General features: G+C 55.3%; 24 protein-coding genes and 1 riboswitch. Of the genes, 15 read left to right on the top strand and 9 right to left on the bottom strand.

Annotated features, from left to right (window positions below):
- The first annotated feature begins 259 nt into the window (after window positions 1-259).
- Window positions 260-402, top strand: a riboswitch (molybdenum cofactor riboswitch).
- From moaA to ACX9GU_RS18980, 6 genes are all read left to right on the top strand, one after another.
- On the top strand, window positions 393-1376 hold the full coding sequence (moaA, locus tag ACX9GU_RS19005; protein ID WP_021180395.1) for a GTP 3',8-cyclase MoaA: 984 nt from the start codon (window positions 393-395) through the stop codon (window positions 1374-1376). (Overlaps the previous riboswitch by 10 nt.)
- A gap of 138 nt (window positions 1377-1514) precedes the next feature.
- On the top strand, window positions 1515-2027 hold the full coding sequence (gene moaB, locus ACX9GU_RS19000) for a molybdenum cofactor biosynthesis protein B (protein ID WP_422527304.1): 513 nt from the start codon (window positions 1515-1517) through the stop codon (window positions 2025-2027).
- 3 nt (window positions 2028-2030) lie between these two features.
- Window positions 2031-2510: a cyclic pyranopterin monophosphate synthase MoaC gene (gene moaC / locus ACX9GU_RS18995; RefSeq protein ID WP_071683176.1), complete on the top strand. Its 480-nt coding sequence runs from the start codon at window positions 2031-2033 to the stop codon at window positions 2508-2510.
- Window positions 2507-2752: a molybdopterin synthase sulfur carrier subunit gene (gene moaD, locus ACX9GU_RS18990; protein WP_021180398.1), complete on the top strand. Its 246-nt coding sequence runs from the start codon at window positions 2507-2509 to the stop codon at window positions 2750-2752. Before moaC ends, moaD begins: the two co-directional genes overlap by 4 nt.
- Window positions 2753-2754: 2 nt before the next feature.
- Complete coding sequence (gene moaE, locus ACX9GU_RS18985) at window positions 2755-3207, top strand: molybdopterin synthase catalytic subunit MoaE (protein ID WP_473192560.1); 453 nt, start codon at window positions 2755-2757, stop codon at window positions 3205-3207.
- A 126-nt stretch (window positions 3208-3333) separates the two neighbouring features.
- The gene (locus tag ACX9GU_RS18980) at window positions 3334-4041 is read left to right on the top strand and encodes a Bax inhibitor-1/YccA family protein (protein WP_021180400.1); all 708 of its coding nucleotides are present in this window, start codon (window positions 3334-3336) and stop codon (window positions 4039-4041) included.
- Window positions 4042-4284: 243 nt separating this feature from the next.
- Here the strand turns inward: ACX9GU_RS18980 and ACX9GU_RS18975 are convergent, their stop codons facing one another.
- Genes ACX9GU_RS18975 through ACX9GU_RS18955 form a run of 5 tightly spaced genes read right to left on the bottom strand, consistent with a single transcriptional unit; the run spans window position 4285 to window position 9992 of the window.
- The gene (locus tag ACX9GU_RS18975; protein WP_021805223.1) at window positions 4285-5391 is read right to left on the bottom strand and encodes an ABC transporter permease; all 1107 of its coding nucleotides are present in this window, start codon (window positions 5389-5391) and stop codon (window positions 4285-4287) included.
- Window positions 5392-5400: 9 nt separating this feature from the next.
- Window positions 5401-6537: an ABC transporter permease gene (locus ACX9GU_RS18970; protein WP_414821415.1), complete on the bottom strand. Its 1137-nt coding sequence runs from the start codon at window positions 6535-6537 to the stop codon at window positions 5401-5403.
- Window positions 6534-8270: an ATP-binding cassette domain-containing protein gene (locus tag ACX9GU_RS18965; RefSeq protein ID WP_473192559.1), complete on the bottom strand. Its 1737-nt coding sequence runs from the start codon at window positions 8268-8270 to the stop codon at window positions 6534-6536. Before ACX9GU_RS18965 ends, ACX9GU_RS18970 begins: the two co-directional genes overlap by 4 nt.
- A 9-nt stretch (window positions 8271-8279) precedes the next feature.
- Complete coding sequence (gene hlyD / locus ACX9GU_RS18960; protein WP_473192558.1) at window positions 8280-9266, bottom strand: secretion protein HlyD; 987 nt, start codon at window positions 9264-9266, stop codon at window positions 8280-8282.
- A gap of 27 nt (window positions 9267-9293) precedes the next feature.
- On the bottom strand, window positions 9294-9992 hold the full coding sequence (locus ACX9GU_RS18955) for a transcriptional regulator (protein ID WP_473192557.1): 699 nt from the start codon (window positions 9990-9992) through the stop codon (window positions 9294-9296).
- Window positions 9993-10315: 323 nt separating this feature from the next.
- On the opposite strand from ACX9GU_RS18955, the gene rhlE reads away from it, so the two are divergent.
- The 4 genes from rhlE (at window position 10316) to dusC (ending at window position 15134) form a co-directional block, all read left to right on the top strand.
- Window positions 10316-11689 carry an ATP-dependent RNA helicase RhlE gene (gene rhlE, locus ACX9GU_RS18950; protein ID WP_024483101.1) on the top strand — a complete coding sequence of 458 codons (1374 nt, stop codon included), beginning with the start codon at window positions 10316-10318 and terminating at the stop codon, window positions 11687-11689.
- A 71-nt stretch (window positions 11690-11760) separates the two neighbouring features.
- Complete coding sequence (locus ACX9GU_RS18945; RefSeq protein ID WP_473192556.1) at window positions 11761-12723, top strand: D-2-hydroxyacid dehydrogenase family protein; 963 nt, start codon at window positions 11761-11763, stop codon at window positions 12721-12723.
- A gap of 128 nt (window positions 12724-12851) precedes the next feature.
- Entirely contained in the window at window positions 12852-13940 is a 1089-nt protein-coding gene (locus ACX9GU_RS18940) for a hypothetical protein (protein ID WP_473192555.1), read from the top strand.
- A gap of 264 nt (window positions 13941-14204) precedes the next feature.
- On the top strand, window positions 14205-15134 hold the full coding sequence (gene dusC, locus ACX9GU_RS18935) for a tRNA dihydrouridine(16) synthase DusC (RefSeq protein WP_021180408.1): 930 nt from the start codon (window positions 14205-14207) through the stop codon (window positions 15132-15134).
- Here dusC and ACX9GU_RS18930 read toward each other — a convergent pair.
- Complete coding sequence (locus ACX9GU_RS18930) at window positions 15131-15892, bottom strand: arylamine N-acetyltransferase family protein (protein WP_473192554.1); 762 nt, start codon at window positions 15890-15892, stop codon at window positions 15131-15133. The genes dusC and ACX9GU_RS18930 overlap by 4 nt on opposite strands.
- 974 nt (window positions 15893-16866) lie before the next feature.
- Here ACX9GU_RS18930 and ACX9GU_RS18925 point away from each other — a divergent pair.
- The 3 genes from ACX9GU_RS18925 (at window position 16867) to ACX9GU_RS18915 (ending at window position 21986) form a co-directional block, all read left to right on the top strand.
- Window positions 16867-17619 carry an SDR family NAD(P)-dependent oxidoreductase gene (locus tag ACX9GU_RS18925; RefSeq protein ID WP_473192553.1) on the top strand — a complete coding sequence of 251 codons (753 nt, stop codon included), beginning with the start codon at window positions 16867-16869 and terminating at the stop codon, window positions 17617-17619.
- Between the two features lie 139 nt (window positions 17620-17758).
- On the top strand, window positions 17759-18874 hold the full coding sequence (locus ACX9GU_RS18920) for an efflux RND transporter periplasmic adaptor subunit (RefSeq protein WP_473192552.1): 1116 nt from the start codon (window positions 17759-17761) through the stop codon (window positions 18872-18874).
- Between the two features lie 10 nt (window positions 18875-18884).
- Complete coding sequence (locus ACX9GU_RS18915; RefSeq protein WP_473192551.1) at window positions 18885-21986, top strand: efflux RND transporter permease subunit; 3102 nt, start codon at window positions 18885-18887, stop codon at window positions 21984-21986.
- A 63-nt stretch (window positions 21987-22049) separates the two neighbouring features.
- Here the strand turns inward: ACX9GU_RS18915 and ansP are convergent, their stop codons facing one another.
- Entirely contained in the window at window positions 22050-23516 is a 1467-nt protein-coding gene (ansP, locus tag ACX9GU_RS18910; RefSeq protein ID WP_473192550.1) for an L-asparagine permease, read from the bottom strand.
- Between the two features lie 160 nt (window positions 23517-23676).
- Entirely contained in the window at window positions 23677-24114 is a 438-nt protein-coding gene (locus ACX9GU_RS18905; RefSeq protein ID WP_473192549.1) for a PACE efflux transporter, read from the bottom strand.
- A 119-nt stretch (window positions 24115-24233) separates the two neighbouring features.
- On the opposite strand from ACX9GU_RS18905, the gene ACX9GU_RS18900 reads away from it, so the two are divergent.
- Entirely contained in the window at window positions 24234-25121 is an 888-nt protein-coding gene (locus ACX9GU_RS18900; protein ID WP_473192548.1) for a LysR family transcriptional regulator, read from the top strand.
- 330 nt (window positions 25122-25451) lie between these two features.
- Window positions 25452-26078 (top strand): LysE family translocator, encoded by a 627-nt coding sequence (locus ACX9GU_RS18895; RefSeq protein WP_029710842.1) that lies wholly within the window; start codon window positions 25452-25454, stop codon window positions 26076-26078.
- Window positions 26079-26080: 2 nt separating this feature from the next.
- Here the strand turns inward: ACX9GU_RS18895 and ACX9GU_RS18890 are convergent, their stop codons facing one another.
- Window positions 26081-26644: a DedA family protein gene (locus ACX9GU_RS18890; protein ID WP_071683197.1), complete on the bottom strand. Its 564-nt coding sequence runs from the start codon at window positions 26642-26644 to the stop codon at window positions 26081-26083.
- Between the last annotated feature and the right edge of the window lie 158 nt (window positions 26645-26802).

Genomic DNA, 26802 nt, shown 5'->3' with positions numbered 1-26802 from the left:
ATTCCTTAACTCAGGGTAGGTAGACTGCCTGCATAAAGTAGCGGATTTGACACAAAAACGCGATAAAGAGTGCGATTTGCGTGATTCTGGTCAATTCGCTGGCATAAGGGTTGTTTATTATGGTTATCCAGACTTGAGAGGGTGAAAAACGCTGTATACACAAGTATATAGCGTTAATCCACATTGGCTATCGCGGCTGTTTAGCGCTAGAATTCTCTGGAAAACCACGGTTTCGTTCCGGCTACTTGAGGTAGCGGGGATGGGATCAAAACTCCTAGCCTTGGTACCTACGTTGTTCTTTGGAGCGATAGGGTATCCTGGCCGTGGCGAAGTCAGCCACCAGGGTGCAGAGTGGAAACGCTCGCATCTCCCGTATTTGGAAGGTGTTACAGGTGCCGCAACTTATTGATGCTTTTGAGCGCAAATTCTACTATTTGCGCCTGTCGATCACCGACGTGTGTAACTTTCGTTGCACCTACTGTCTGCCGGATGGCTATAAACCGAGCGGCAGCCCCAAGACCTTCCTCTCTCTGGATGAAATTCGGCGCGTCAGCCGTGCCTTTGCCGAACTGGGTACCGAAAAGGTACGCCTGACCGGCGGTGAGCCTTCTTTACGCCGCGATTTTACCGACATTATTGCCGCCGTGCGCGAAAACCCGGCCATCCGAACCCTGGCTGTAACCACCAACGGCTATCGCCTGGCACGTGATGTGGCCAGTTGGCGTGATGCGGGCCTTACGGCGATTAACGTCAGCGTAGACAGCCTTGATGCACGCCAGTTTCATGCCATCACCGGCCAGGACAAGTTCCGCCAGGTGATGGAGGGCATCGATGCCGCCTTTACCGCCGGTTACAGCAAGGTGAAGGTGAATGCGGTGCTGATGCGTGATGTTAATCACCAGCAACTGGGCAGCTTCCTGAACTGGATCAAGGATCGGCCAATCCAACTGCGGTTTATCGAACTGATGGAAACCGGTGATGGCAGCGATCTGTTCCGCAAGCACCATGTGTCTGGCGAAGTGATCCGCCTGCAGTTGGAGCAGCAGGGCTGGCAGCGCCAAGTCCGTGGCCGCAGCGATGGCCCGGCGCAGGTATTCAGCCACCCGGATTATCAGGGCGAGATAGGGCTGATCATGCCGTACGAAAAAGATTTCTGTGCCAGTTGCAACCGCCTGCGGGTTTCCGCCATCGGCAATCTGCATCTGTGCCTGTTTGGTGAGCAAGGGATTACCCTGCGCGATCTGCTGGCGGATGACGGCCAGTTGGAACAGCTGAAAATGCGCATTCAAAGCGGGCTGCAAACCAAAAAGCAGACCCACTTCCTGCATCAGGGCAATAGCGGTCTCACGCAGAACTTATCGTTTATCGGCGGTTAACACGTCCCCTATAGCCTCGGGGAACGCCAGATGATTAATATGAGCTCGATCGGTCCCCTCTCCCTGTGGGAGAGGGTTAGGGTGAGGGGGCAACGCCAAGTCTAACCGAGCATCCAATCAGCAGGAGCACAACACATAATGAGCAAAACCAGCAGTGAATTTATTGCGGCAAAGATTGCCATTCTGACCGTTTCGGATCGCCGCACTGAAGCGGACGATACCTCCGGGCAATATCTACAGGAAGCCGCGCAGGAAACCGGCCATCAGGTAGTGGCACGTGCCTTGGTCAAAGACAATATTTATCAGATCCGTGCGCAGGTTTCCGCATGGATTGCCAGCGATGACGTGCAGGCCGTGTTGATTAACGGTGGCACCGGTTTTACCTCCGGGGACAATACGCCAGAAGCGCTATTGCCGCTGTTTGACCGTGAAGTGGAAGGGTTCGGCGAACTGTTCCGCATGGTGTCATACGAAGAGATCGGCACCGCGACCCTCCAGTCCCGCGCCGTGGCCGGTATTGCCAACCAGACGGTGATCTTCGCCATGCCGGGTTCCACCCGCGCCTGTCGTACCGCCTGGGAACGTATTATTGAAGAACAGTTGGACGCGCGCCATCGCCCGTGCAACTTCTTACCCCATTTGAAGAAATAATCCATGACGCAGCTAACCCACATTAACGCCGCTGGCGAGGCCCATATGGTCGATGTCTCCGCCAAAGCGGAGACGGTACGTGAAGCCCGTGCCGAAGCTTTTGTTGAAATGCAGGCGGCAACGCTGGCGATGATTATCGACGGCAGCCACCATAAAGGCGACGTATTCGCCACGGCGCGTATTGCCGGTATTCAGGCCGCGAAGCGCACCTGGGAACTGATCCCCCTTTGCCATCCGTTGATGCTGAGCAAGGTGGAAGTACAGCTCGAAGCGCAGCCGGAATTTAACCGCGTGCGTATCGAAACCTGCTGCCGTTTGACCGGTAAAACCGGGGTTGAAATGGAAGCGTTGACCGCCGCTTCGGTGGCCGCGCTCACCATCTACGACATGTGCAAAGCGGTGCAGAAAGATATGGTCATTGGCCCGGTGCGGCTGCTGGCAAAAAGCGGCGGCAAGTCCGGTGATTTTAAGGTGGGATCATGATCACTATTCTATTTTTCGCCCAGGTGCGTGAACTGGTCGGCACCAGCACGCTGAGCCTGCCGGCGCAGTACCTTACGGTTGAAGAGCTGCGTAAATCGCTGTGCGAGCGTGGCGATCGTTGGGCGCTGGCGCTGGAGCCCGGTAAATTGCTGACGGCGGTCAACCAATCGCTGGTGGCCGCAGAGCATCCGCTGCAAGCCGGTGATGAAGTGGCTTTCTTTCCACCGGTAACCGGAGGTTAACAGTGGAAAATACTCGTATCCGCGTTGGTCAGGCAACCTTTAGTGTAGGTGAAGAATACCAGTGGCTGGCACAGTGTGATGATGACGGCGCGGTAGTGACCTTTACCGGCAAGGTACGCAATCACAATCTGGGGAATGACGTCAGCGCGCTGTCGTTGGAGCATTACCCTGGCATGACTGAAAAAGCCCTTGAAGAGATCGTTGCAGAGGCAAGAACCCGTTGGCCATTGCAACGGGTAACGGTGATCCATCGCATCGGTGATCTCTTTCCTGGTGATGAAATTGTGTTTGTCGGCGTGACCAGCGCCCACCGCAGTATGGCGTTTGAGGCGGCACAATTTATTATGGATTACCTGAAAACCCGAGCTCCCTTCTGGAAACGTGAGGCGACCGGGCAGGGAGACCGCTGGGTAGAGGCTCGCGATACGGATAAACAAGCCGCCAAGCGTTGGTAAATCGCGCCTCAACAGCGGAAATAAATCAATACCTTTGTCCGTTTCGCGCGGTGTTTTCTGTGGTACGCTTATTATTGGCAGGGGAAGTTCCCCCGAAACTTGGCTCACATGTAAAAGGTAACCGTCATGGACCGATATCCACGTAATGGTTCGATCGTTGAACGTGCCAACAGCGGCATTCAGGCTTATATGGCGCAGGTGTATGGCTGGATGACCTGTGGCTTGCTGTTGACCGCATTTGTTTCCTGGTATGCAGCGCATACGCCTGCGATCATCAACTTTATTTTCTCTAGCCAGATCACCTTCTTTGGGCTGATTATCCTGCAGCTGGGCCTGGTGTTTGTGATTTCCGGCATGGTTAATCGCCTGAGCGGCACCATGGCCACTGGGCTATTTATGCTTTACTCGGCGCTGACCGGGTTAACGCTATCGAGCATCTTCATTGCCTACACCTATAGCTCGATCGCCAGTACCTTCGTGGTCACTGCGGGTATGTTCGGCGCGATGAGCCTGTACGGCTACACCACCAAACGCGATTTGAGCGGTTTCGGCAGCATGCTGTTTATGGGGCTGATTGGTATTGTGCTGGCTTCACTGGTGAACATCTGGCTGAAAAGCCCGGCGCTGATGTGGGCAATCACCTATATCGGCGTGCTGGTATTTGTGGGCCTGACGGCGTATGACACCCAGAAACTGAAAGCGATGGGTGAGCAACTGAACGCTGATGATAAAGACAGCTTCCGTAAATACGCTATCGTTGGCGCATTGACGCTGTATCTCGACTTTATCAACCTGTTCCTGATGCTACTGCGTATCTTCGGCAACCGCCGCTAATACCCGTCGCCTTTCAAGCCGCAGCGTTGTTACCTGCACTCGTTCACCCCAGTCACTTACTGAAGTAAGCTCCTGGGGATGAGCGAGCTTGGCGCCTAGCTGCAACTTGAAATTCATAGGGTATTACGGACGGAGCCTGTTGCAGTTTTGGATGTAGAGAGTCTCATCTCTTGCTAGAGTCGCACAATTCAGTTCCGGAACATAAAAACCGACCTCACCCGTCGGTTTTTTTACGTCTGCTATTCAGGCAATCTTGCGCCGGAACATGGCATAGGCCGCGCTGCCGGTGGTGGCGGTGATCACCAGTAACGGCCACAGGCTGTGCCAGATGATGCCGAAACCCGCATCCTTGAGGTAGATCTGCTTGGTGATATCGGTGAAGTGGCGGATAGGGTTGGCCCAGGTGAGATGCTGAAGCCAAACCGGCATATTCTCCACCGGCGAGACATAGCCGGAAAGCAGTATCGCCGGCATCATAAACACAAACACCCCGATAAACGCCTGCTGCTGTGTCGCGCACAGCGAAGAAATCAGCAGCCCGAAGCCCACCAAAGACAGCCCGTAAACCAGCATGGTGCCGTAGAACAGCAGCAACGAACCGGCAAATGGGATCTGATAGGCAAAGATACCGATAAACAGCACGATCGAAGCCTGGAAGGTGGCAATGATCAGGGCCGGTACCGCCTTGCCGATAAAGATCTGCCAGGTGGTTAAAGGCGAAACCAATAACTGCTCTAACGTGCCTTGCTCACGTTCACGCGCGACGGAAAGTGAGGTAACGATCAATACGCCGATGGTAGTGATCATCGCGATCAGTGAAGGCACCACGAACCATTTGTAGTCCAGATTCGGGTTATACCAGTTACGCACCACCAGTTCGCTGTTGTTGGGCTTGGTACGCTGCCCAATCAGCTCATTCTGGTAGTCCTGCACGATCTGTTGCACATAGTTGGCGGCGATCTGCGCGCTGTTGGAGTTACGGCCATCGAGGATCAGCTGCAACGGCGCGGTATTACCGCTGGCGATATCCCGTGAGAAGTTGGCCGGGAAGCGGACCAGCAGCAGCGCCTTCTGATTATCAATGGTGGTTCTAATCTCCTGCGGGCTGCGTAACAACAGCACGTGAGAAAAGGCTTTGGCCTTGGCAAGGCGTTGAGTCAGCTCAATGGAATGCTGGCCGCTGTCCTCACTGTACACCGCGATGGTGGCGTTGGTGACTTCGAGCGTCGCGGCAAACGGGAACAGCACTACCTGCAACAACACCGGCATAATCAGGATCGCGCGGGTCTGCGGATCGCGCAGCAGCGACTGCATTTCTTTTACGATCAACGTCCATAGACGGTGAAACATGGCTTCCCCTTAATCCAGCCGCCGCTGGGTTTTCCAGGCCGTCAGGCCGATAAACACCACCGCCGAGGCGATCAAAAACAGCAGGTTAATCACCAGCACGGTGCCGATATTGCCCGCCAGGAACAGCGTTTGCAGCGTACTGACAAAGTAGCGCGCCGGAATGATATAGGTCACCGCACGCACCACGGCGGGCATACTGTCGATCTGGAAGATAAATCCAGACAGCATAATTGAAGGTAAAAAGGCGGCATTCAGAGCCACCATTGCCGCGTTAAACTGGTTGCGGGTGATGGTCGAGATTAACAGCCCCATGCCGAGCGTGCTGGCCAGGAACAGGCTGCTGATCACGAACAGCAGCAGCAGGGAGCCACGGTAGGGCACGCCGAGTACAAACACCGAAACCACCATACACAGCACCATGGCGATCATACCCAGGAAATAGTACGGCACCAGCTTGGACAGCAGCAGCTCGCTGCGTGTGACCTGGGTCGAAAGCAGTGCCTCCATGGTGCCACGCTCCCATTCGCGGGCGATTACCAACGAGGTCAGAATGGCACCGATCACCGTCATGATAATGGTGATGGCCCCCGGAATAATAAAGTGCTGGCTGATGGCCGCCGGGTTAAACCAGTAGCGCATCTGGACTTCAATCAGCGGCTTGTCATCACGCCCCAGATCGGTGGCGCGCTGTTGCTGCCAGATTTGCCAGATCCCTTGGGTATAGCCTTGCACAAAGTTGGCGGTATTGGGCTCGCTGCCGTCGGTAATGACCTGCAACGGAGCGCGATCGTTAGGCCTTGCCAAATGCTCGGCAAAATCGCTGGGGATCACTACCAGGCCGCGGATGCTGCCAGCCTGCATCATCTGGATCAGCTGCTGGCGGTTATCGCTGACGGTCGGTTCAATATAGGGTGAGCCGATAAAAGCATTGGCCAGATCGCGGGCCTCTTCGCTTTGCTGCTCCATCAGGATCCCCAGCCGTAGCTTGCTGGAATCCAGATTGATGCCGTAGCCAAAGATAAACAGCAGCATCAACGGAATGACGAAGGCAATCAGTCCGCTGCTGGGATCGCGCAATATCTGCCGGGTTTCTTTCAGGCACAACGCCCGCAGTCGCCGCCAGGAAAAGCCGTTGTCGCTGTTCATGCAGTCTCCTCCCGATCGTAACCCTGCACCAGTTCGATAAACGCTTCTTCCATCGAAGGGTTGGGGTTTTGCTCGCTGGCTATCTGCTGTTTGAGATCGTCTGGCGTACCGGCGGCGATAATTTTGCCGCGATACACCAGGCCGATACGATCGCAGTATTCCGCTTCATCCATAAAGTGGGTGGTGACCATCACCGTCACGCCTTTATCCACCATGCCGTTGATGTGCAGCCAGAACTCGCGCCGGGTCAGGGGATCGACGCCCGAGGTGGGCTCATCAAGAAACAGAATATCTGGCTCATGCATCAGCGCACAGGCCAGCGCCAACCGCTGTTTGAAACCGAGCGGTAGCGAATCCGGCGTTTGGTTGAGGATCGGGGCGAAGTTGAAGGCGCGAGACATCTCGTCAATTTTATCGCGCTGGCTCTTGCCGCTCAGCCCATAAACGCCAGAGAAAAACTTCAGGTTCTGCGCCACCGTCAGGTTGCCATACAGCGAAAATTTCTGCGCCATATAGCCTAAATGCTGGCGCGCTTTGCCGGAGCTGGTTTTTAGATCCATACCGAGCACCAGCGCTTTGCCATCGCTAGGCACCAGCAGGCCACACATCATCTTGAAGGTGGTGGATTTGCCCGCGCCGTTGGGGCCAAGCAGGCCAAAAATTTCGCCGCGCTGCACCTTGAAATCCACATGATCGGTGGCCGCAAAGTCGCCGAATTTTTTGGTCAACCCCTGTGCTTCGATCACCGTTTCCGAGCTGTCGCCCGTTACCGTAGGCATGATCTCGGCCAGGGCGGATTTGCTGTTCGGGCCGCCGCCCAGCAGATCGATAAACGCATCCTCAAAACGCGGATCGGCCTCGGTTAATTCGGCCTGTGGCAGATCCAGATCCCGTAATACTTGCTGGTGATCTTCACCCGGCTTGAGGATCAGCCGCAGATATTTCCCCTGGATCACACCGTCGCTAACCGCAGGCAGACAGATCGCCCGTTGCAACAGCGCCCGGTGGCTACCGGCTGGGGTATCGATCAGGATGGTGCGGCCAGCCATGCGCTGGGTAAGATCCTGTGGCGCACCGCTAAATAGCAGTTCGCCTTCGTTCATCAGCAGCACTTCGCGGCACTGCTCGGCTTCGTCGAGATAGGAGGTACTCCACAGGATCAGCATGCCGTCGTTGGCCAGCTCATGCACCATTCGCCACAGTTCACGACGTGAAATGGGATCGACGCCGACGCCGGGCTCATCCAGCAGCAACACCTGAGGTTGGCCAAGCAGCGTACAGGCCAGCCCGAGCTTTTGCTTCATCCCGCCGGAAAGCTTGCCCGCCAGCCGTTTGGTAAAGCGGGTCAGATCGGTAAACGTCAGCAACCGCTCAAAGGTTTGCTTACGCAGATCGCCGGTGACTCCGCGCAGATCGGCATACAGCGTGAGATTTTCCATCACCGTCAGATCCTCATACAGCCCAAATTTTTGCGGCATGTAACCAAGAATGGCGTGCAACTGACGATCCTGTGCGATCGGATCCAACCCGGCGACGGTCAGCTTGCCGCTGCTGGGGAGCAGCAAACCTGCCAACATGCGCAGCAGGGTAGTTTTGCCCGCGCCATCGGGGCCAACCAGCCCGGTCACCGCGCCACTGCGCAACGTGGTCGTCAGGCTGGCTACCGCCGGTTTATCGAGTGATGGAAAGCGTTTTTCCAACGCCACCAGTTCAATCGTATGTGCCTGTGCCATCACGGTTCCTTACGGCTGTGTGAAATGGACGGTTACCGGCATCCCCTGACGCAAGGCGTCATCGGCATCGTTGACGATGATCCGCAGGCGGTAGACCAGATCGGTACGCAGATCCGGTGTTTCTACGCTTTTGGGAGTGAACTCCGCGGTGGGGGAAACAAAGCCGATCTTGCCGTGATAAGGCTTGCCAGGGCGGCTGTCAGTCTCTATCAAAACTTCGGTACCTGGTGTGGCGTTACCCAGGCTGGTTTCATTAATGTAGGCACGAACCCATACCGGCCGGGTCAACGATAGGGTAAACACCGTGCTGCCAGCGCTGAGCATGGTGCCTGGCTCCACGGCTCGCGTCATTACCGTACCAACGGACGGAGAGAGCAGGGTGGTGTCATGCAGATCCAACTGAGCCTGTGCCAGTGCCGCTTCGGCTAGTGCCAGATTGGCGTTGGCCTGTTCGATTTCCTGCGGGCGGTTACCGGTCAGGTATTGCGACAGTTTGTCTTTCGACGCCTGCAGATTAGCCTGCGCCTGATTACGCGCGGTGCGGGCATCTTCCAGGGCGTTGGCAGAGGTGGCCTTTTTCGCCCATAGCCCCTGCTGGCGCTGGAAGAAGCTGTCGGCATAACTGAAGGCCGACTGCCGTTGTGCGACTTCGGATCGCACCTGAGCAATCTCCTCGTTGCGGTAGCCTGCCTGCAATAAATCCAGCTTGGCTTTGGCGCTGGCAACGTTGGCCTGCGCCTGTAGCAACGCGTTCTGGTAAGGGGCATCGTCCAGTTTGCCCAGCAGCTGCCCCTGTTGCACGCTGTCCCCTTCGTCTACCGCCAGTGAGGCCAACCGGCCATTAACGCGGAAACCCAGGTTGACCGTGCGGATATCTACATTGCCATACAGCGTCAAAGGCTTGTCCTGCTGGCGTTGGTAAGACCAGAAACCGTAGGCCGCAGCGGCGATCAGCACGATCGCTATACCCACAATGGCAACTCTTTTCTTGTTCATAATGTTCCTTGACTGCAAGACGGAAAGTTAGACGGCGTAACGCTGGCGTAGCCCGTTAACCAGAATGTCGATATGTTCGGCCAGCACCTCGCTAATTTGCTCGGCTTCTTCTGCCGCGATCTGATGCCAGCCTGCCTGGCGTAGCAAAGTTTCCCGGCCAACGCGGAATGCCAGAACCTCACCGATCAGCGCATGAGTATGCAAGACGATTTTGGTGGAACGCTCATCGATGCCGGTGTAGCCCGCTAACAGGCGACACAGTAAGTGATGCAACGGGGCTATCACTTGCTGGTGGATCAGCGGATAAGCATCGGTTGGCGAAAGCTGTTCGCGAGACATAATCTTGCTCAGGTTGAGCGTGTGGGGTTCGGTCATCAGTTGGCTGAAGGCCAGCAACCCGCTTTTGAGATGGTAGAGATAATGCTCCGGCTGGCGTTGCTCCGCGCGCAGTTGATAGAAACGTTCGATTTCTTCGCTCAGTGGGCGGAAACTTTGCTGGATAAAGTCGGCAATCCACTGGGCTACCGCCAGATATAACCCCTCTTTCGAGTTGAAATAATAGGTGATAGCGGCGATGTTCTGCCCGGCACGCTGGGCGATTTGCCGCGTGGTGGCACCCGAAAGGCCATATTCGCCGAACACTTCAATCGCGGCGGAGAGCAGTTGTTGGCGCGCTTGTTCACCCCGTTTGAGAGGTCTTAGCGGCGGGTTTTCTGCAGAGGACATGGGTTGATCCGAAAAGTTAATCAATCATATGATTAACTTTAGGCCGAGCGGGCTAAAATGTAAACCACAGGCCAGAACATTTTGCTCTTCCGTGAACTTGCTCGGCGAAAAGTGCTATGAACACGTAAAATTGCCTTTTCTTGTTCGATTTCTGCTACACTCTCGCGCTTGGTGCACTGCAGTTTGTGCCAATCCCTCGAGGTCATGCCGAGGATGTGCCGCAAAAAAGTGCGAGTACCTCCTTATGCCCCGTCTGATAATCCTCCCGGAAACTGCACCGAACATTTGTTTAGGTTAGGGGGGATCTGGAGTTTTTCTCTACTATGTCATTTGAAACCCTCGGCTTAAGTGCTGAAATTCTGCGCGCTGTTGAAGAACAGGGCTATCGCGAACCTACGCCAATTCAACGCCAGGCAATCCCGGTGGTATTGGCAGGCCGTGACCTGATGGCCAGCGCCCAGACCGGCACCGGTAAAACAGCTGGTTTTACCTTGCCGCTATTACAGCTGCTGAGCAAACACGATCACCCAATCAAAGGCCGTCGCCCGGTGCGCGCGTTGATCCTGACGCCAACCCGTGAACTGGCTGCACAAATCGGTGAAAACGTTGAGGCTTACAGCAAACACCTGCGCCTGCGTTCGCTGGTGGTGTTTGGTGGTGTGAGCATCAACCCGCAGATGATGAAGCTGCGCGGCGGCGTCGACATCCTGGTGGCAACGCCGGGTCGCCTGCTGGATCTGGAACATCAGAACGCGGTTGATCTGTCTAAAATTGAAATTCTGGTGCTGGACGAAGCCGACCGCATGCTGGATATGGGCTTTATCCATGATATCCGCCGCGTGCTGTCCAAGCTGCCTGCCAAGCGTCAGAACCTGCTGTTCTCCGCGACCTTCTCCGATGAGATCAAAGGGCTGGCCAGTAAACTGCTGACCAACCCGGCCTCGGTAGAAGTGGCCCGCCGCAATACCGCATCCGAGCAAATTGAACAGAGCGTTCACTTTGTCGATAAGAAGCGTAAGCGTGAACTGCTTTCCCAGATGATCGGCGAAGGTGACTGGAAGCAGGTGCTGGTATTTAACCGTACCAAGCACGGTGCCAACCATTTGGCTGAACAGCTGAATAAAGATGGCATCACCGCTGCGGCTATCCACGGCAACAAAAGCCAGGGCGCACGTACCCGCGCACTCGCCGACTTTAAAGACGGCAAAATCCGTGTGCTGGTAGCTACAGACATCGCTGCGCGCGGCCTGGATATCGATCAGTTGCCACACGTAGTGAACTACGAGCTGCCAAACGTACCGGAAGATTACGTTCACCGCATTGGCCGTACTGGCCGTGCCGAACGTACCGGTGAGGCGATCTCGTTGGTCTGCGTGGATGAACACAAACTGCTGCGTGATATTGAGCGCCTGCTCAAGCGTGAAATTCCACGCATTGCGCTGCCAGGCTATGAACCGGACCCAAGCATCAAAGCCGAACCGATCATCAATGGCCGTCAGGCTGGTGGTGGCCGTGGTGCTCCACGTGGCAACGGCGGCGGCGCTCCGCGTACCGGTAACGGTGGCGGCCAGCGTAGTGGCAATGGCGGCGGTCAGCGTGAAAATCGCGGCGGCGGCAGTGCTCGCCCGCAGGGTGACGGCAAACCACGTTCAGGTGCTCCATCGCGCCGTCCGCATAGCCGTAAACCGTCTGAGTGATCCTCGATTGATGATCTATACTGAACCGCCATTGATTGGCGGTTTTTTTTCGCCTGTTTCCGGAGGTCCAGATGAAATTGAAGTGTGCAATTCTTGATGATTACCAAGGTGTAGCGCTGACGATGGCGGATTGGTCCGTCCTTGGCGAGCAGGTCGAGGTCTTCTCCCTGCGTGAGCATATTGACGATGAAGATCAACTGGTGAGCCGCATCAACGACTGTGAGATCGTGGTGATTATGCGAGAACGTACGCCGTTCACCGCCGCATTGCTTGCCCGTTTGCCAAAACTGCAATTGCTGATCACCTCAGGCATGCGCAACGCTTCGATCGATCTGACTGCGGCAACCCGCCAAGGCGTTACCGTTTGTGGCACCGCCAGCGGTTCTGAAGCGCCGATGGAACTGACCTGGGCGCTCGTCCTCGGCTTGGCCAAGCATCTGGTGGCTGAAAGCGGAGGATTGCGTGCCAACGGGCCTTGGCAGCAACATGTTGGCATCACCTTGCATGGCAAAACGTTAGGCTTACTGGGGCTGGGTAAGATCGGCGGCCAGATGGCGAAGGTGGCACAGGCGTTTGGCATGAACGTCGTGGCCTGGAGCCAAAATCTGACGGCTGAAAGGGCACAGGAATTCGGTGTGCAACTTGCCGAGTCAAAACAGGCGTTACTGTCAGCGAGCGATTTTGTTTCGGTGCATCTGGTGTTAAGCGATCGCAGCCGTGGGCTGATCGACCGTCAGGCGCTGGCGCAGATGAAAAACAGCGCTTTCCTGATTAACACCTCACGCGCGGCAATTGTCGATCAACAAGCGTTGGTTGAGGCGCTGCAAACCGGGCAGATCGCCGGTGCCGGGCTGGACGTGTTTGAAGTAGAGCCACTGCCAGCCGATCACCCATTGCGCCGCTTGCCCAACGTGCTGGCTACGCCGCATGTGGGTTATGTCGCGGATGATAACTACCGCACCTATTTCCGGGAAGCGATTGCCGATATCCAGGCGTTTATTGCCGGTGAGACGCTGCGCAAGTTAACGAGTTGAGTGATAAAAAAAGGGGCAATACTCCCAAGTTCCAGATACACACCCTGGAAGTCCTTGGTGGCGGTAACAGCCACTATCAAGATTACCTTTGTATCTAACCCTACCGAAGTGCAGTTAGGAGAAGTATTTTGAACATCAACTTAGATTTCCTAATCATACGTACTTGCAAGTTTTTACCATTGGTCAGCTTGCTCACCGTTGCGATGTGTTGCTCGACAGCGTCGGCGTCCACTGCACCCGATTACAGCGCTTATCGTGCAGGTACCTATCTCACGTATCTGCCAAACGTTGACGAGACTGACCCCTCCCGCTCGGCCCATATCCCAAAATTGCGGATTGCCTTCGGAGACGGCAGCGGCGGGCTGCATCCCATCGTCATGGATACCGGCTCAACCGGCATAGTTGTTTCAGCAGATCGCATCCCCCACTTCGATGAACTCACCGTGACACCGGGGCGCCTGATTTATAGCAGCTCGGGCCGGATTATGCTCGGCGTCTGGGTTACCGTGCCTGTGACCATCGCTGGAGAAAATGGTGCCAGCGTTACGACCGCACCGCTCCCCGTTTTGGCGGTAACGCGTATCGAATGTCTGCCCGATGCTCGTGAGTGCGAGCCAGGTGATGCGCCCCGAGGGGTCGCCATGATGGGAGTCGGTTTTGGTCGGGGATCCGATGGGCAAGGTCAAAGCACTCCGCGTAACAACCCTTTCCTGAATGTAACCAGCGAACAGCCTATGCGTCATGGTTATATCGTGACACGCAACGGCGTTCATATTGGGCTTACTTCGGCCAACACCCAGCGTCAATTCAGCTACGTCAAACTCGCGCCGAACCCTAACGTTGAGCACGAATGGATGAGCGCCTCGGTCTGCATCACGATTAACCACAAAACACCAGCGGCCTGCGGCATTTCGTTAGTCGATACCGGAGTGACCGCGATGTTTTTGACCTTGCCACCGGCCATGCTTGATGGCGCCAAGACGCTTTCATCCGGTACCACTCTGAGTTTGAGTTTTCCAGGCGTCGATAAAGCAGCCATCGCAGCTAAATATGAGTTGACCGTGGGTGGCGAAGCTACCCCGCTCACACCGACGTCTATCCATCTCAACACCACGCGCCCGACGCCATTCGTCAATACAGGCGTGCATTTTTTAAATGGCTTTGATGTGCTGTATGACGCCGATGGCGGTTTTATTGCTTATCGGCCTGTCGAATAGAGGGGGAGGCCCTTGCGTTGTAGTGTTCAGCAGGGGCAGCCTCAATATAGACTGAGAACCGGTGCCGATCTTGGCGCCATCTCTTGTATCACCTGCATATCTCGGCAGACATGGTAACCAGTCGGTTAGGTGCAGGCCTTCCCCGTTACAAAAATTTCTCCAGCGAATAATGCTACCGCTTTTGCTAGCCAATTCGGTCATCTCATGTTGCTGGCACCGCCTTTCGCCCGTATCATTGCGCCCTCTTTGATTGCAGGGGTAGGCATGCGCGTATTATTGGCTCCAATGGAGGGGGTACTCGACTCTCTGGTGCGGGAATTGCTCACCGAGGTGAACGATTACGATCTCTGCATCACCGAATTCCTGCGGGTGATCGATCAGCGGCTGCCAGCCAAATCCTTCTACCGGCTATGCCCGGAACTGCACCATGCCAGCAGAACGCCATCCGGCACCCAGGTGCGGGTGCAACTGCTGGGCCAGTATCCCGAATGGTTGGCGGAAAACGCCGCTCAGGCGGTTGAACTGGGTTCTTACGGCGTCGATCTGAACTGCGGTTGCCCGTCCAAACATGTCAACGGCAGCGGCGGCGGGGCCACCTTGCTCAAAGATCCCGAACTGATTTATCAGGGTGCCAAAGCGATGCGCGCCGCGGTGCCTGCGCATCTGCCGGTGACGGTAAAAGTGCGCTTGGGTTGGGATTCAGATTCCCGCAGCTTTGAAATTGCCGATGCGGTGCAGCAAGCGGGTGCGACCGAAATCACCATTCATGGCCGTACCAAAGAGGACGGTTATAAAGCCGATCGCATCAATTGGCAGGCGATCGGTGAGATCCGCCAGCGTTTGACCATCCCAGTGATTGCCAACGGGGAAATCTGGGACTATCAAAGTGCGCAGGCCTGTATGCAGGCCACCGGGTGCGACGCGGTAATGCTGGGGCGCGGGGCGTTGAACATCCCCAACCTGAGCCGGGTGGTGAAATATAACGAACCGCGTATGCCTTGGCCGCAGGTGGTGCAGCTATTGCAAAAGTATGTGCATCTGGAAAAGCAGGGCGATACCGGTTTATACCACGTTGCCCGCATCAAACAGTGGCTCAGCTACCTGCGCAAAGAGTATCAGGAAGCCACGGAGCTGTTTACCGAGATCCGCACGTTAAACAACTCCAAGGATATTGCGCGGGTGATATGCCGCTAACTCCTTAGCTCAATGGCGAAATAGTGCCGCAGCGCCTCCAACCGTTCTTCCTCCGAATGCAGCGTAGACTCCTTGCGGTGATGGTCTTGGGTCACGATCAGCTTTAACTCGCTGAGGGTGATGCGGCCATCCTCTGTGGGGCGCGAGCACACCAGCTTTTGGGTAAAGTGCGACTGTGGCGAAGTGCTGTGATAGTGGCACATGTCGTTAAATTCTTCCGGCTGCCGGGGTTGCAGGGTAAAGCGATAAAGCGTCTTGGCGTGGGAGGTCCGATCGCCGTTGCGGCGCTCCAGATGATACCACTCGCCGTCTTGCTCAAGATGAAAGGTGCCGCTGGCCTGCGGTTGTTGCTCGGTGGTGGTGATTTTCAGCGGGGCGAGGAAAGAATCGCCAAATCCTACATCGACCAGATACGGCTGATCCAGGGTCACCACCAGCGCCATATGGTCAAACGGCGGGCCAAAAGAACCGTCTCTGGCATGGATTTCCCCGGAAATAAACGCTACCTGAAAGCCGATCTGCTGCAACAGCAGGGCGAATATCCGATTCAATTCATAGCAAAACCCCCCGCGATTATGCTCGACGATTTTGCTGAACAGCCCGGCCTCGCCAAGATCGATTCCCTGATGATAGATAATGCTCAAATTCTCGAAGGGCACCGCCAGCATATGGCAGCGATGCAGCTGTTGCAGAGTTTGCAGATCGGCCTGTGGTGTGCCTGTGAAGCCGATGTGTTGCAGATAGCGTGCTATGTCCACCAGAATTCTCGCTATACGGGAAATTTTGCATAAATTAGCGGGAATTGCGGCAGTCGGGGAAGCAATATGTGCGGTGCTGAAAATCGCAGGCGTAAAGCCGCTTGTGCCAATGCATTACACTCGTCTTCCTGATAGGCGTAGCCACCGAGCTTGCAAGCATGTGAAAGCCGTTTGTAATTAATTATAAAGGTAAATACGTATCGATTTCAGTCCGTTTAAAATTAGCGATTTAGCCAATAAACGTATGTTGTTAAAAACAGTATTGACATAGTTTGAAAAAGTCGTAGATTAGTATCCAGCAGCAGGAAATTGATAGTTAGCTGCTTAGCTAAATAACAGATTGAAAGGTTATCTTTAATAAGTTGTTTAGTGATATTGCGATAAAGGCCACGAAGTTCTGTTGTATGGGGAAGTCGTCGTTGAGTAGCCAGTTCGGACTCAAGGACAATGCTTTAAGGCCACGTAGTCAGTACCGACGATCGCAGGGTGTGTACCATAACGCGATGATGTAAGGCTCTGTTTATCAAGTGTTAATGTTGCAACTTGTTAATTTTATCCTGTAAGTTTGTTGCAATGAAAGTAAAGCCATGCGTCAATAGTTTATATCGCGAGGGGGAATGTACCAGTTTAGCTTGCTTTACCTTGGCTAATTATTATGAGGTAGGTGAGTCGGAATTTGTAAATCAGCCAGTATAGGGGAGGATGTAGTTAGCTTTTTAATACCCAATATTATCTGTGATAAACAAGTACATTTTAAGCAGTATCGAAAGTAGTACCCAGTTAGTAAGTTGATTAATGTTGAATTTTAAATATGCAGTAACCTAAAAGCCCTGGCAAATATTGTCAGGGCTTTTTCGTTTTATCCTTTTGCCCATGGGGTGATGCTTCAGCATTTTTGGAGGATAGCCACTGCCAGAAACTGTCATGCCCAAGCCTTAGCCTGAACGCCTAACTCAAAGCGATCGGGAGGCGTTATGCAAGATTTTACGGGTAAAGTGGCATTGGTGACCGGTGCTTCCACCGGTATTGGTGAGGCTATTGCTCAAGAGTTGGTCGATCGAGGGGCGAAGGTAGCGATCACCGCCAGAAATCACGCAAGGCTGTCAGCAACGGCGCAACGTATCGATCCGACAGGTAAATCGGTATTTCCGTTGGTTATGGATGCTCGCGATCCTGAATCGGTGCGCAGTGCGGTAGCGCAGACGCTGGCCCTCGGCGGGCAATTGCATCTGCTGGTCAACAACGCCGGTATTACCGGGCCGCATGATGTGCCGCTGAATGAATACTCCATTGAAGATTGGCGTGCGGTGATTGAAACCGATCTCAGTGGCACCTTCTATGGCATGAAGTACGGATTACCCGCTATCGCAGCGGCAGGCGGTGGCGCGGTAGTGAATCTCTCTTCCGTCAATGGCATGGTCGGAATTGCAGGCATTGCGCCTTATACCGCGGCCAAGCATGGCATTATCGGTTTGACACGGGCCGCCGCCCTGGAGTTTGCCGAAAGGGGGGTACGCATCAACGCCGTCGGGCCTGGTTATGTCGATACGCCTTCGATGGCCAAATTACCAGCTTTGATGCGGGAGAAAATGGCTGCCTCCCATCCGATGGGGCGTATGGCTACGCGTGAAGAGGTAGCGAAAACGGTGGTTTTTTTGCTTTCTACAGACAGCAGTTTCACCACCGGGGCCTTTTACAGCATTGATGGTGGTTATACGGCACAGTAAACTATGCTGCGCCCTCTGGCCAAGGTGTTAGCGAGCTTGCGTCTTTGCAATAAATCGTCAGCAGAGTTCATTCTGACTTGCTATGAGTGAACTATAATTTTCATCAAGTTAGATTAATTGATGAGCGATCTTGCTGCCGATGACAAAATCTCTGTTCTCCCGTTTTATGGCACTGTGGCTGCTGGCCATAGCCACACCGATCGTTGCTGCACCGCTGCCTGCGGTGACCGTGGCGCTGATTGAACAAAGCCAACCCGAACGCGCATTGCACTATCTTGGCCGCATCGAGGCGATACAAACCGTGGAGGTGAAGACCCGTACCGAAGGGTTTATCGCCAAACGGCCGTTTACCGAAGGGCAGATGGTCAAGGCCGGGGATTTACTGTACGAGATCGAGCCTGCATTACACCATTCTGCCGTGGCACAGGCTCAGGCTCAGTTGGATAGCGCGACGGCCACAGCCAACCTGGCTCAGGTAAACCTGACGCGCTTGCAGCAGTTGGGCAATAACCGCGCGGTTAGCAGAGCGGATATCGATGCTGCGGCAGCCGAGCGTGATACCAGCAGGGCGGCGGTCGCTCAGGCGCGGGCACTGCTTAATACGCAGCAGTTACAACTCAGCTATACCCGTATTTATGCGCCGATAGCCGGGCGCATCGGCCACAGCCGTTTTCATGTGGGCAGCCTGGTCAACGCGGCGAGTGGCACACTGGTCAACATTATTCAGCTCGATCCGATCCGCGTGGCGATCTCCATCAATGAACGCGACTATATTACCGCCGCCTATCAGCGTCAGCGTGGGGAGGGTAAGCTCGCCGAAGGGCAGTTTTCTGCACGTCTTGAACTGGCCAACGGCAAGTCCTACCCGGAGCCGGGCAGTTTTGAATCGGTAGATAACCAGATCGATGCCCACACTGGCACCGTCACGTTGCGCACCCGTTTTGCCAATCCTAATCATCTGCTGCTGCCCGGGGGCGTGGTGAACGTGATCCTGACCGCCGAGCAACCACAGACGGTTACGCTGGTGCCAATTGCTGCGCTACAGCAAAACCAGCAGGGCCACTTTGTGCTGGTGGTCACGCCTGAGAATATTGTGGAAGTCCGAGCGGTGACGCTGGGTAAACAACATCAACAATATTATCAGGTGAATGCCGGGCTCAGTGCTGGCGAAAGGGTGATTATCTCCGGTGTCCAGCACGTCAGGCCCGGAATGCAGGTGAACGCCATTCTCTCCAGCGCCAACGCGCAACCATAAGGGGACGTTGATGCTGCATTTCTTTATCCGGCGGCCAAAATTCGCCATCGTGATTGCGCTGGTGATCACCCTGGTGGGGATCGTTTCTCTCAAGGTGATCCCGGTGGAACAGTACCCCGACATCACGCCACCGGTCGTTTCCGTCAGCGCGCTCTATCCTGGAGCCAGCGCCCGTGACGTAGCTCAGGCGGTGGCATCGCCCATCGAAGCTCAGGTCAACGGCGTCAGCAACATGCTGTACATGGAATCGACCAGCGCCAACAACGGCGGTTATCAACTGAGCATTACCTTTGCCAGCGGCACCGATCCGGATATGGCCGCCGTGGAGGTGCAAAACCGTATTTCACAGGTTAGCGCACAGCTACCGGCAGAGGTGAATAACAACGGGGTTTCGGTGCGTAAGCGGGCCTCGAATCTGCTGTTGGGCGTTAGCGTGTTCTCTCCCAAGGGCAGCCGCGACACGCTGTTTCTGAGCAATTACACCAGTATCCAACTGCGCGATGCCTTGGCCCGCATCAGCGGTGTAGGGGATGTGCAGGTGTTTGGTGCCCGGGATTACAGCATGCGCGTCTGGCTCGATCCGCAGCGTATGGAGTCGCTCAATATCAGCGTGCAGGACATCGTGCAGGCGTTGCAGCAGCAGAACGTGCAGGCCGCAGCAGGCCAGATCGGTTCCGCGCCTTCGCCTTCCCGGCAGCAGCAAACCTTGACCATCAGCGGGCAGGGGCGTTTAACCGATCCGCAGGAGTTCGCCAGGGTGATTATCCGCAGCGGGGCCAATGGCGGTACGGTGCGCGTGGGTGACGTGGCGCGGGTCGAGTTGGGGGCACAAAACTACCAGGTTAATGCTTCGATGAACCAACAGGAATCGGCATTTTTGGTGGTTTACCCCACGCCGGGAGCTAACGCGCTGAATGTTGCTAACGCGGTACGCCAGGAGATGGCACGCTTGTCGCAGTCCTTCCCCAGCGATATGAGCTATGACATCAAATATGACTCTACCCGCCCGGTAACGGCAACGCTGCACGAGATTGCCATTTCGCTGGCGTTAACCCTGGCGGTGGTGTTGCTGGTGGTTTATCTGTTCTTACAGAGCCTGCGGGCCACCTTTATCGTGGCGCTCACCATTCCAGTTTCATTGCTCGGTACTTTCGCCGTGCTGTATGTTTTCGGCTATTCCGCCAACACCCTGAGCCTGTTCGCCATTATTCTGGCGCTGACTATCGTGGTAGACGACGCCATCGTGGTGGTGGAAAACGTGGAGCGTCTGCTGGCCCAAGATCCCGCTCTTAGCCCGGCAGAGGCGACCCGCAAGGCGATTAGCCAGATTGCCGGGCCGATCGTCGCTACGACGTTAGTGCTGATGGCGGTGTTTGTGCCGATTGCGGTGCTGCCGGGCATTACCGGTGAGCTGTATCGTCAGTTTGCCGTGACCCTGTCGGCGGCGGTGATCCTGTCGAGCATCAACGCGTTGACGCTGTCCCCGGCGCTTTGTGCCACACTGATCCGGCGGCGTGAGCTGGCGCAAACCGGCTTTTTTGGTGGTTTCAACCGGGGTATGAACCGGATGCGTGATGGCTATGTTCGCATGACCGCATTGGCTAGCAAGCGAGCTTTAACCACGGTGATTGCACTCTTTGTCGTTGGCTTGGCCACCTGGTATGGCTATAGCCGTCTGCCGACCTCTTTCCTGCCGGAGGAGGATCAGGGCTACTTTTTCGTCAACGTACAACTGCCGGATGGGGCTTCCCTTGAACGTACCCAGGTGGTGATGGATCAGATGCATCAGCAGGTGATACAAAACCCGGCGGTGGAAGATGTGATTAAAATTACCGGCTTCAGCCTGCTGAGCGGGGGCAATTCGCCCAATGCGGGCTTCGCCATCGTGATGCTCAAACCCTGGGGCCAACGCGAACATGTTGATCGGGTGTTAGCCGATCTTCAGGGCCGGCTGGCGGCAATCCCCTCGGCGATGATCATGGTGGTTAATCCACCGGCAATCGCCGGGCTAGGCAACGCCGCCGGTTTTGATTTACGCCTGCTGGCGCTGGAGGGGCAAACGCCGCAGCAGATGGCTCAGGTGGCCCAGGGGATAATTTTTGCGGCCAACCAGCGGCCAGAGCTGAGCCGGGTATTTACCACCTTCAGCGCCGTGGTGCCGGATATCGATCTAGCGGTCGATCGTGAACGGGCTGCACTGTTGCAGGTGCCGGTCAGCCGGATTTTCAATACGCTGCAAGTTTCGCTTGGCGGCCTGAACGTGGGGGATTTTTCGGTCAATAACCGTATGTTCCGGGTGCAGTTGCAAAATGATATGGATTTCCGGCAACGCACCGAACAAATTAATCGCCTGAACGTGCGCAGCGACACCGGCGCTCTGGTGAGCCTGGCTAATCTGGTGCGGCTCACGCCGTCTATCGGCGCGCCTTTTATCAGCCAGTTCAACCAGTTTCCGTCGGTATCGGTGAACGGTTCTGCGGCCGAGGGGGTTAGCTCCGGGCAGGCGATGAAAACCATGGAATCTTTATTGGCCGAGCAGTTGCCAAAGGGTTACGGCTACAGTTGGAGCGGCCTGTCCTGGCAGGAACAACAAACCGGTGACCAAGCCCTGCTGATCTATCTGGCGGCGCTGGTGTTCGCCTATCTGTTCCTGGTGGCTCAGTATGAAAGCTGGAGTATCCCGCTGGTGGTGATGCTGTCGGTGATTTTCGCGGTGGCAGGGGCGGTCGCGGGGTTACGTATGATGGGGTTCGCCAACGACGTTTACGCCCAAATCGGGCTGGTTCTACTGATCGGCCTGGCAGCCAAGAATGCCATCCTGATCGTTGAGTTCTCCAAGGCGCGGCGTGAAGAGGGGGCCAGCATTCGCGAAGCCGCGCAGGACGGTGCCCGGCAACGTTTCCGGGCGGTGATGATGACGGCCATCTCCTTTATTCTCGGGGTGATGCCGTTGGTGTTTGCTACCGGAGCCGGGGCGATGAGCCGCCAAATTATCGGCATTACCGTGTTTGGCGGGATGTTACTGGCAACGCTGGTCGGGATCTTCTTTATTCCTGCGCTGTATCTGCATATTCAACGGCTGCGCGAATGGATGAAATCACGTTTTGCCTAAATAACGACATGTCGTCGTCAGGTTTACCCAGCGAAGTGCTGGGTAAACCCGATAAGTTAACCCTTATTGGCCGATCTGTTGCTCATGAGCCTGTTGTTCCAGCTTCACCTGTGCGGCACGCTTGCGCAGGCCAAACCAGCCAAGTAGCAGTAACACGGCCAGCACTGGGATGGTGGCAATAGTCCAGGTGCCGTTCGGATAATCAAAGGCCATCATGATCACCACCGCTAACAGGAACAACAGCGTCAGCCACGAGGTGACCGGTGCTCCTGGCATTTTAAACGCCACCGGTTTGGCTTTCCCCGCCTTGATCGCCTTACGCAGTTGCATCTGACAAACGATAATAAATGCCCAAGAGCAGATGATGCCCAGTGAAGCGATATTCAGCACGATCTCGAATACCTGCGATGGCACCAGATAATTCAGCACCACGCCAATTACATAGATGCCGCAGGTCACCAGAATACCGGCATAAGGTACCTGCTGGCTGCTCATTTTAGCCATCAGCTTTGGTGCTGAACCACCCATGGAAAGTGAGCGCAGGATACGGCCTGTTGAGTACAGACCAGAGTTCAGGCTGGAAAGGGCGGCGGTCAGCACCACGATATTCATGATGGTACCGATGTAGGGTACGCCAAGCTTGGAAAAGAAGGTGACAAACGGGCTTTGCCCAGCCTGATAGGCGTTCCAGGGTAGCAGCAGAACCAGCAGCACCACCGAGCCGACATAGAACAAACCGATACGCCAGATCACGCTGTTGATCGCTTTTGGCATCATTTTTTCCGGATCTTTACACTCGCCAGCGGCGGTGCCTATCAGTTCGATACCGGCAAAGGCGAAGATCACCCCTTGTACCAACACCAAAGCAGGCAACAGACCGTGTGGGAACATGCCACCGTTATCGGTGATCAGGTGGATACCGGTTGGATTGCCCGCTACCGGTGTGCCGACGCCAAGGAAGATGACCCCCACGACCAGGAACAGAGAGATGGCGGCGACCTTGATCAATGCAAACCAGAACTCCATTTCGGCGAACCATTTCACGCCGATCATATTCATGGTAGCCACAATCCCAAGCGCCCCCAGGGCAAACAGCCACTGGGGAACCTCGGCGAAGGTACCCCAATAATGCATATACAGCGCTACGGCGGTGATATCGACAATGCCGGTCATCGCCCAATTAAGAAAGTACATCCATCCTGCAACGTAGGAGGCCTTTTCACCGAGAAATTCGCGTGCATAGGAAACGAAACTGCCGCTGGATGGGCGGTGTAATACCAGCTCGCCCAAGGCGCGTAGGATGAAAAAAGAAAACACGCCACATACCAGATACACCAGCGCCAGTGCCGGACCCGCCATCTGTAGACGTGCGCCGGTGCCAAGGAATAGGCCAGTGCCGATTGAGCCGCCAATGGCGATCATCTGTATCTGCCGTTTACCCATGCTTTTGTGGTAACCGGACTCGTGCGAGTCCAACCAACGCTTTCTCGCCGCCTGCTTGTCATGTGCAGTCGTTTTGTCTGAGTGCATTATTCGTCCTGTTCCTGTCTGTTTGCATCATGGGAATGAGGTCATGGCAACATTCCGCAGTTTATGGTTGATACCAGCGCCGTTAAATAACGGCGAGGCATGCTACCCGTTCTAAGGAATTGAGGCAAAAAAACTGCGGTTCAGAGGAAGAGGGTGTCACTCAGGCCGATTCGGCGGCAGGCAGGGCGGAGGTCGGCAGCCCGAATATTTTGTCGAAGGCCCAGTTAAATACAAAGGTATAGCAGGGAATAATCACGATCAGCGCCATATCCAGCAGCAAGGCCTGCAGCAAGGAAATCTCCATCCACCAGGCGATCAGCGGGATCAGATAAACCACCAGCGTCAGTTGGAAGCCCACGGCGTGCAGAATGCGGCGTTTCAGCGTGCGGGTGCGTGATGCCTGGCGGCTTTCCCAGAATTCGTACAAGTAGTTGTAAATCAGGTTCCAACTGACGGCGATGGTGGTGATGATCACCGCCAACGGCCCGGTGCTGCTCGGGGCGGTACCAGAGAGTAGTGCCAACCCAAGGGCCGAAATGACCATACCGATAACTTCATAAGCGGTCACATAGACCAGTTTGCGTTTCACGCCTTGCATGTTTTTCTCCTGCTTTATTTTTCGTGCCTGATGACGTCCGGCAACCCGATGCGTAAGATAACGTCAATGCTATTGATAGAAAAAGTCAGGAGCTGTCAGTTTTACTGACAGGTGAGGCGATGAATTTTTCCAGTGACAATATCGAACTGTTTTTGGCCGTGTTGGATCGCGGCTCATTCTCGGCGGCAGCCAGGGCGTTGCGGCGCGTGCCTTCGGCGGTCAGCATGGGGATCGCCAATATGGAGGCGGAGCTGGGTTTTCAGCTGTTCGACCGCTCGCACCGCGAACCGGTGCCCACCGCGCTGGCATTGACACTGGCTCCCCACGCACGCTTGATTGCCGAACAGCTCAAGCAGCTGCAGATCCACGCCATTGAGCTTTCTCAGGGGCTGGAAAGCAGGCTGTCGATCGGTGTGGCATCTGATATCAACAGCAGCGGTCTATTGGCGGCGGTGAAAGCGTTGGCGGAACGCTACCCGTTGTTGGATATTGAGGTGCTGACTGCCCCACAAGATGATGTTTTGCATATGCTGCATCAACAGCGGGTCAGCCTGTGCCTGGCATTCGGCGGGCTGGACGTTAACAGCCAGGAACAGTTTCACTATGTGGGTAGCGAGTCGCTGGTGGCAACCATTGCGGCGCAGCATTCAGCCCTGAGTGCTGGCGGTGCCGAGTTGTTTCTGGAGGAACTGGTCAACGTGCGGCAGATCATGGTGGCCAGCCGGGATTTGCCTATGGCGGATAAACGCCCACAGGTAGCGGAATCTTTCTGGCGCACTGACAGTTTGCCGATGGCGTTAAGCATGGTGGAAGCCGGGCTGGGGTGGGGCAACTTTCCGCTGTCGTTAACTACGCCATTGCTGGAACAGGGCCGGTTGATCCGGCTGAAATTTAAAAATACCAAAAATGAACTGCGTCTGCCTGTGCACCTGATTTGGCTGAAGAATCAGCCGCAACAGAAGGCGGCCAGGGAGTTGGTGGCGTTGATGATGGGCCCCTCACCCTAACCCTCTCCCACAGGGAGAGGGGACCGATCGAGCCATAAATTAACAACGGTATTCACCCTCAACATCAACTATGCAATAGATTAACCTCTGTATTTCTCCCACAGGGAAGGGGACTGATCGAGCCACAAATTAACAACGGCATTCATCCTCAACATCAACCATGCCACAGATTAACCTCTGTACCTGACGGGCAACACCGGACTAGCTCCCTCTCCCTGTGGGAGAGGGTTGGGGTGAGGGGCAGTTTTCTCCCGTATCCTTACGTTACTATTGCTTTTATTTTGGCCAGCGCGTTAATTTGAATAACGGAACCAGGCAAGGGAAAAGAGCATGATCAACGAAACGCTATTATCGGTACTCAGCATTACCGGGGCTATTACGCTTGGCGCCATGAGCCCAGGGCAAAGCTTTATTCTGGTGGCGCGAACGGCGGTGGCTTCGTCACGGCGCGATGGGATGGCGGTGGCATTGGGGATGGGGATCGGCTGTTTTATCTTCGCACTAATCGCCTTGTTGGGCCTGCAATCGCTGCTGTTGGCGCTGCCTTGGCTGTATACCACGCTGAAAATGCTGGGGGGGGCCTATCTGATCTATCTGGCGTTCAAAATGCTGCGCGGAGCCAATCAGCCATTGATGATCGAAGCGGTTGGCGGCCAGCAGCTAGGCTTTCGCCGGGCGTTCACCACCGGGCTGCTAACCCAGCTGGGCAACCCGAACACCGCTATCGTCTTCGGCAGCGTGTTTGCGGCGTTGCTTAGCCATAAGATCCCCATGGTGCTGTATATCGTGTTGCCGTTGATTGCTCTGGCCGTCGATCTGCTGTGGTATGCCTTTGTGGCGTTTGTGCTGTCATCACCGCGCCCGCGCCGCGTCTACCTGCGTTTCAAGGCCTGGTTCGATCGCCTGGGCGGCAGCGTGCTGGCCTTACTGGGCCTGAAGCTGATGCTAAACAAATAGTCTTATTGTGCGTGACGCCGCCGCCACCAGTAGCGAAGCAGCAGAATAGCGGCGATCACCACCACGCAGAACAGCAGGCTATACAGCTTTTTGTCACTACCGCTGACAAAACTGCTGATGGCCTGGCCACCAAAATAGCCGAGCAGTACAAATAGCGTGGCCCACAGGATAGCCCCCAGAATATTCAGCGGGATAAAGCGCGAGGGGGGCAGCTTGCTGGCACCGATCAGCACCGGGCCGATAAGCCGGAACCCGTACATAAAACGTACGCCAATCACAAATAAAATCGGGTGGCTGGCAATCAGCTTTTGGGCGCGTTCAATACGGGCTTGTTGGCTCTCGATACGGGCAAGCACCCGGCCACCAAAATGGCGCCCGGCAAAATAGAGCAGCTGATCGCCCAAGGCGCCGCCAATAGCGACCACCGCAATCACCAACGGCAGGCGCAGCAATCCGTTGTGTGCCGCAATTCCTCCCAGCAGGGTGATGGTTTCCCCTTCGAGCAGGCAGCCAATCAGCAGTGCCCAGTAGCCATATTGGGTAATGTAGTGGGCTAAATCCGTCATTGTTGTTCCTTCATTGCGATGAAATAGGATTATAACACCCTGTCCCCGCAGCGGGAGGTAAATTGAAATAGCCCGATGTTAATAATAGATTCTTGCATTCGCATAGTGTTTAATCCGTTATTAATAAACTCGTCTGCCAATGACATGGAGATATTATG

Source organism: Serratia sp. K1WW1, assembly GCF_055790865.1.
This window is presented reverse-complemented; position numbering and strand designations above follow the sequence as displayed.